The 252-nt window shown below is 54.8% G+C and carries 1 pseudogene; it reads left to right on the top strand.

Going from position 1 to position 252, the window contains the following annotated elements:
- Window positions 1-252, top strand: a pseudogene (locus tag FSO04_RS48995) (hypothetical protein); the annotation flags it as partial.

Below are 252 nucleotides of genomic sequence, written 5' to 3'. Positions count from 1 at the left end.
CGTCCAGCCTTCACCAGCTCGACCATTTGCGCCCGGAATTCCGCCGGGTACGGGGTACGATGCTTGCCCATAATCGGCACCTCCTTCTCCAAAGGATAGATGTCCGTTTTTCTGGGTCAACTTCAGTGGCCATCGACGGCAGCAAGTTCAAGGCGGTGAACAGCCGCGACAGAAACTATACGGCCGGCAAGATCGACAAGCGTCAGCAACAGATTGAGGAAAGCGTTCAGCGATATCTCGACATGATTGAGA

Source organism: Paraburkholderia madseniana (genome assembly GCF_009690905.1).
Classification (GTDB): domain Bacteria; phylum Pseudomonadota; class Gammaproteobacteria; order Burkholderiales; family Burkholderiaceae; genus Paraburkholderia; species Paraburkholderia madseniana.
Note: the sequence above shows the minus strand (reverse complement) of the source record. Positions and strands in the feature narration are given on the sequence as shown.